Below are 6,164 nucleotides of genomic sequence, written 5' to 3' on the forward strand. Positions count from 1 at the left end.
GGCACCCTGGCCAGCTCATGCCAATCTCCCCGTCATCCTCCGCCCAGGCTGCGCGCGAGCGGGTCGCAGCACGGCTGCGTGACCTTCGCGCCGACGCGGGCATCACAGGCACTGAGCTGGCCAAGCGCTGCGGGTGGACGCACCCGAAGACTTCGCGCATCGAGAATGCGCGCACCCCGCCCACGCCCGAGGACGTCCGCCGCTGGTGCCGTGCCTGCGATGCCGAGGGTGACGCCGCGGACATCATCGTGCAGTCACGCGAGGCCGAGTCGCAGTACGTTGAGTGGCAACGCAAGGTCCGTGCCGGGCTCGCTCGCCTCCAGGGCAGCTACGTGCAGCTGTACCAGTCGACCAGCCTGTTCCGGGTCTACTCGCCCACCCTCGTCCCCGGCTTGCTCCAGACCGAGGGCTACGCGCGGGCCCTGCTGTCCACGAACGCCCGGCTCCTCGACATTCCCGACGACGCCGAGCAGGCTGCAGCGGCCCGACTGGAACGGTCGAAGATCATCCATGAGCCCGGGCACCGGTTCGTCCTGCTGATCGAAGAGGGCGTACTTCGCTTCCAACTCGGCGACTCCGACGCGATGGCCGCCCAGCTCGGGCACTTGCTGACCGCTGGTGCGCTTCCGGCAGTGTCGCTGGGCATCATCCCGAGCGCGACCCAGGAGCGCCGGCTGTGGCCGCAGGAGCTGTTCCACATGTACGACGACACCCTCGTCTCGGTGGAGCTCCTCTCTGCTCAGGTCCGTGTCACCCAGCCCAGCGAGATCGCTCTGTACCTGGCCGCGTTCGAGGAGCTGCGCAGCATGGCCGTGTACGGGGCGGAGGCGCGAGCTCTGGTAGTGAAAGCCATCGAGGCGTTGCGCTGAGCAGATGGCTGCGGACCGCTCTTGTCGGCGCCACCGATCGCATCGACGCCCCGTTCGGCGTGACATCGAGCGGCCGGCCGCCACCCGCACACGGCACAACCCGACCGCCGTCAGGGCGTGTGGGTTGGTGCCCGCACGATGCAGGGGGAGCCTGTGACCGTATCCGTGACCGCGGCGGTGGAGATCAGCAGCGTCCAGTACGACTCCCCGGGCTGGGACAACCGCTCCCTGAACAGTGAGTGGGTGGAGATCACCAACTACTCCCGCCATGGCGTGAACCTGGATGGCTGGACCCTCGCGGATGAGGACGGCCGCACCTATACCTTCGACCACTACCGCCTCGCCGGCCGCGCCACCGTCCGCGTCCACCAAGCACGGCCCATGCACCACGGGCCCCCACGGGCGGAACGGGTAGTCCGGGTTGGGGCCGCCGTAGGAAGTGATGCTGTCCAGCTGCCAGCCCTGCTTCTCGACGACGTCGATTGCAGCGGACAGCAGCGGCTCGGCCGCCTGGATGGGGTAGGAGGGGTTGTTGAGCGGCACTGCCCTCGGCCGGGAGATCTCGCTATCTCTGCCGCTCCAGTGCTCTCGGGGGTAGGAATTTTGCGTGGTCGGCGGGGGTGCGGCCTGGTGATACACGCCATCTGCGGTGGGTTGGTTCTGGTTACCTTCGGTCATCACGGTGCTGTCGGTCTCTTTGGGCATGGCTGAATCAAGTCAGTCCGACGCTGCTGGGGTGCGCTGAACGCCTCTTCTGCCAGGTTCTGTTGGGGCTGTCGGTGCCGTGGTCTTTGAGGTCCCTCATTTGGTGCGCCTGGCTGAAATCATGCGGTGATGTCGTGGCGGTGAACACGGGGAGTGTTGCAAGGGACGTTTTTGATGATGTGCCACGCTTCGGATAGGGATGGACATTTGCGCTGCTCACAGCGTCGACGAGATCGCGAAAGGTGTCACAGGTCACATTGACGCTGGGAAGTGGCGCATCGTTAACTCGCCCAGTCTGTGAACGATCTGTGACTCTGGGGTGGGGACTGTGGGGCTGGGGTGGGGGACTTGTCGTGCCCGCATACGAAGAGGCGCTGTGCGTCGCACAGTTGGCGGCGTGTCCGCGGTCGCGGCGTTGGTGTCGCTTCTGCCGGCAGTGACCGTTGCTGCTGCCGGTGACGCCCGCGCTGCTGCGCCGGCGTCAGTGGTTACGGAGGAGTCCGCATCTCAGAAGGCGGCGGCGACGGGGGAGTCGGTCGAGGTCACTTCAGCACGGTCGGAGTACACAACCACGGTCGCGAACCCCGACGGCACCTTCACACTGACGCAGTCGACGGAGCCGCAGCGGGCCCGGGGTGCGGGCGGCGCATGGCGGGACATCGACGTCACACTGGAAAAGCGCGCGGACGGCACGGTCGGGCCGAAGTCGGCCGTAGTGGACATGTCTTTCTCCGGCGGGGGTAGCGGCTCCAGCCTGCTGCGACTCGGCCATGAGGACCAAGAGCTCAAGCTCGGCTGGCCCTCGTCGTTGCCCGCTCCGACACTGGACGGGGCGACGGCGACCTACGCCAACGTGCCCGTCACCGGCGCGGATCTGCAACTGACAGCCACCGCTGAGGGCTACCGCGAGGTCGTGGTGGTCAACACCGCCGAGGCCGCCGCCAGCGCCGAGCTGGAGAAGATCAAGCTCACCGCTACCGGGGACGGCCTGAGCGTCGCTCCGGGTGCAGGCGGCGGCGTGCGGGCCCTGGACGCGGACGGCAACGCCGTCTTCCGCGGACCGGCCGGCCAAATGTGGGACTCTGCCGGCACCGATGACAGCGGACCTCAGACTCAACTCCTCTCGACCGCGGTCCGGCAGTCTCAGCCCGAAGCGGAACAGGAAGACGCCCGTACTGACCCCGCTCAGCCAGACGAGGGCGACGCCACCGCGGAGCTCCCTGTCACCGTCGGCGCCGGCACGCTGTCCGTGAAGCCGGACCTGGACTTGCTCCGCGGACAGGACACTGTCTACCCCGTGTTCATCGACCCTCCCGTGGGCCTCGGCCGCTCGGAGTGGACCAAGCTCTCCTCGGACGGCGACAAATTCTGGAAGTTCAGCGAGCCCAAGGGCGTGGGCCGCTGCGGGATCGCCGACGGCTACGGCTGCGCCTCGAGCCCCTACACCGACCGCATGTACTTCGAGTTCGGCCCCGACGAACTGGCCGGCAAGCATGTCCTCGACGCCACGTTCCGCGCCTACGAGACCTGGTCGTTCAACTGCAACCCCTACTGGGTCGACCTGGAGCGCACCGACAACATCAACGAGGGCACCACCTGGCCCGGCCCTACACAGCTGGATCAGATGGGCGACAAGTACGTCTCGGCAGGCCGCGGCGACCTTTGTTCTCCCGAACAGCCCAACTCCTGGATTGAGTTCAACGACAACCCGACTGAACCAGACGAGAACCTCGCCTCCACGGTCAGGGCCTTCGCAGACGGCAAGTTCTCCCGCCTGACGTTCATGCTGCGGGCCAAGGACGAGACCGAACCGCGGGCATGGAAGCGCTTCGACAACAACGCCGAACTGAAGGTCTGGTACGTCCACACCCCCGGTGTGCCCACGTCGGTCGGGGCCATCCCGGGAACCGGGGACGTCGCAACCTGCAAGACCACTGCGTCCGACCCGCTGACAGCGACCGTGGACACACCGCGCGTCAGGGCCAGCGTCCAGACCAAGGTGGAACAGCACGAGGGCGACGAAGAGGGCTTTCTGCAGGCCGAGTTCCTCATGGAGAAGTCCAGCACGGGTACTAGCTCAGGCACCTGGTCACAAGCTTGGAAAGGCTACGCACCGGAACACGGGTGGGATCCCGACGGCACAGTGGAGACGATCCCAACCAGCAAACTGACCGACCAGGGTCTGTACCGGTTCCATGCCCGCACCCAGTCGAACTGGAACTACAACGGGGACGACGGGGACCTGTACTCGCCCTACTCGTCGTGGTGCTACCTCAGAATCGACTCCACAGCCCCGAAGCAGCCGTCCATCACCTCAGCCGGCCCCTACCAGGCGTGTCTGACCGATGATTGCGCACCCAACGGAGGGCCTGGCGTCGCGGGAACGTTCACTTTCAGCCCGAACGCAGCGGACAAGGATGTGAAGGCCTACCGCTGGCGATTCATGAACACCGGTGCCGCCGCGGCCAAAACGGTGAACGCGGCCACTACGAACGCCCCGGTGACCCGTACCGACATCAAGCCAAGCCTGCCCGGCCTGCAGACCCTGTCGGTTGAGGCCAGCGACCTGAAGTTCGACAAGAGCGGAAACATCAGGTGGGGCCCTCCCGCCTTCTTCTACACAAAGGTGGATCTGGCCGCCGATGCCAGCGGGCGCTGGCACTTCGGTGAACTTAAGCCCGGTTCCGGCACCATGACGGCGGCCGACACGGCCACCGTCGGTACCCGCCACACTGCGACACTGGTCGGCGAGGCTGGTACAGGCGGTTCCACCCGGGCACGCCGCGGCGCGGGAGACTACTCACTGCGCCTGAACGACGCCACCTCCACCGCGCCCGAGCAGATCGGATACGCGGCAACAGCCACCCCCGCCGTCAATACCCAGGGCTCCTTCACTGTCTCGGCATGGGTGTACCTCACGGACGCCTCCGAGAACCGGATGGTGCTGTCCGAACCGGGAACCAACAGCAGCGCCTTCGCCCTGTACTACTCGTCCACCTACAAGAAGTGGGTCTTCAACCGCACGGACAAGGACACGGCGAGCCCGGTGTTCATCCGCTCATTCGCCGATGCGGCGAACCCGCCACTCAAGGTGTGGACGCACCTGACAGGTGTCTTCGCCGTCAACAAGGAAACGACGACGAGCGACGATACGATCCAGCTGTTCGTCAACGGTCAGCCGCAGGGCGATCCCGTGGTCCTCGCCGACGCGGCCGCGTCGTATACGCCCTGGCCCGCGACCGGCGGCCTCCAGTTTGGCCGCTCGGTGAAGACCGGCACCGGCGGGGAGTACTTCTTCGGACTCCTTGACGAAGTAGCGGTGTGGCAGGACGCACGTCAGCCGGACCAAATCCGGCAGGAGTTCCGTCTCGACCCGGACGGCGTACCGGCCACCGAACTCGTCGCACACTGGGACGCCACCATCTCGCCCCCTTCCGGGAGCCAGGTCATCGAGAGTCCGGAAGACCCCGACAACCCGGTGAGTACCTCCTTCCCGTACAGCCGGGGCGGTCTGGCTCTGCACACAGGCGCCTCACTGGCCGGCGAGGACGCCACCGCTCTGGTCATGAACGGCACATCCGGCTACGCGTCCGCCACCGGCCCGGTGATCGATGAAACCGGCTCCTTCACGGTCTCAGCACGCGTCCGCCTGAACAAGACGCTGCTGGACGCCAAGCCCAACGGCTACCGCGGACTGGTGGCAGCCCAGGCCGCACCAGGCGGCAAGGAATCTTCCTGGGGTCTGTGGATCGAGAAGGTCAACGGCGCCTATCTGTGGACGTTCGGGCGCACGGCGGTCGACTCCACTGGCAAGGCCATCACCACCGCGACCGCTCCCGCCGAACTACCCGTCGGCGCCAAGGAATTTGACACATGGGTCGACGTCACGGGCGTCTTCGACGCGACGGCCGACTTCTCCGCCCCGAACGACGGTTCCCAGCATTTCGGAGTCGCCAACCTGTTCGTCGGCCCCTTCGCCCAGGCAAGCGATCAGGCTGCCGGACTCGCGGTGCCGCAACAGGGCAGCGGCGTCCTCTCGGCCGGCAGCGGACAGACAGCCGGGTCCGCAAACAACTACCTGCCAGGTGACCTGGCGGAACTGCGTGTGTGGACCGGCGCGATGACGCCGGGCCAGGTGAACGACCAGATCGCTCAGCCTTCGACGTAGCTGTCACCAGCCCCCTTCACCCGCTCACTTCCCCAGCAGACCTTGACGGCGTACGGCCGCCCCGCTTCCCGGGCGGCCGCACGCGAGGAGACATGTCATGAAGCAGTTGGCCTCCGGCCCGACCAGGAGAGGCACCAACACCCCTGCCCGTCCCTGGCTCCGACGGATCGCAGCGGCGGCGGGCCTCGCCCTGATCCCCGGCCTGTTGACCCCCGTGGCCTTCGCCGACGACGCGGAACCCCTCGGCGCCGGGCATGTCAAGAAGCCCGTCCCCGTCAAGGTCACTCCGTTCACGGCAAAGATCAACAAGAAGAACGCCGCGATAGTCAAGGAGTCGGCCGCAGCCGACCGTGCCGCTTCCCGGCGTGCCCGCACCGACCAGCGTCGCACCGTCACCTGGCCCGGCGCCGGCTCCGCCACTC

Annotated in this window: 3 protein-coding genes and 1 pseudogene; all 4 read left to right on the plus strand. The window is 66.9% G+C overall.

Annotated features, from left to right (window positions below; all coding sequences use genetic code 11):
- Positions 1–17: 17 nt before the first annotated feature.
- Positions 18–869 (plus strand): helix-turn-helix transcriptional regulator, encoded by an 852-nt coding sequence (locus AB0C62_RS34975; RefSeq protein ID WP_362980192.1) that lies wholly within the window; start codon positions 18–20, stop codon positions 867–869.
- A 138-nt stretch (positions 870–1,007) separates the two neighbouring features.
- Positions 1,008–1,238, plus strand: a pseudogene (locus AB0C62_RS34980) (lamin tail domain-containing protein); the annotation flags it as partial.
- A 733-nt stretch (positions 1,239–1,971) separates the two neighbouring features.
- On the plus strand, positions 1,972–5,742 hold the full coding sequence (locus AB0C62_RS34985) for a LamG domain-containing protein (protein WP_362980194.1): 3,771 nt from the start codon (positions 1,972–1,974) through the stop codon (positions 5,740–5,742).
- 97 nt (positions 5,743–5,839) lie between these two features.
- Positions 5,840–6,164: hypothetical protein (locus AB0C62_RS34990; protein ID WP_362980196.1), on the plus strand; the 325-nt coding region annotated here is incomplete at its 3' end.

The sequence above is a fragment of the Streptomyces sp. NPDC048643 genome (genome assembly GCF_040650615.1).
Lineage (GTDB): Bacteria > Actinomycetota > Actinomycetes > Streptomycetales > Streptomycetaceae > Streptomyces.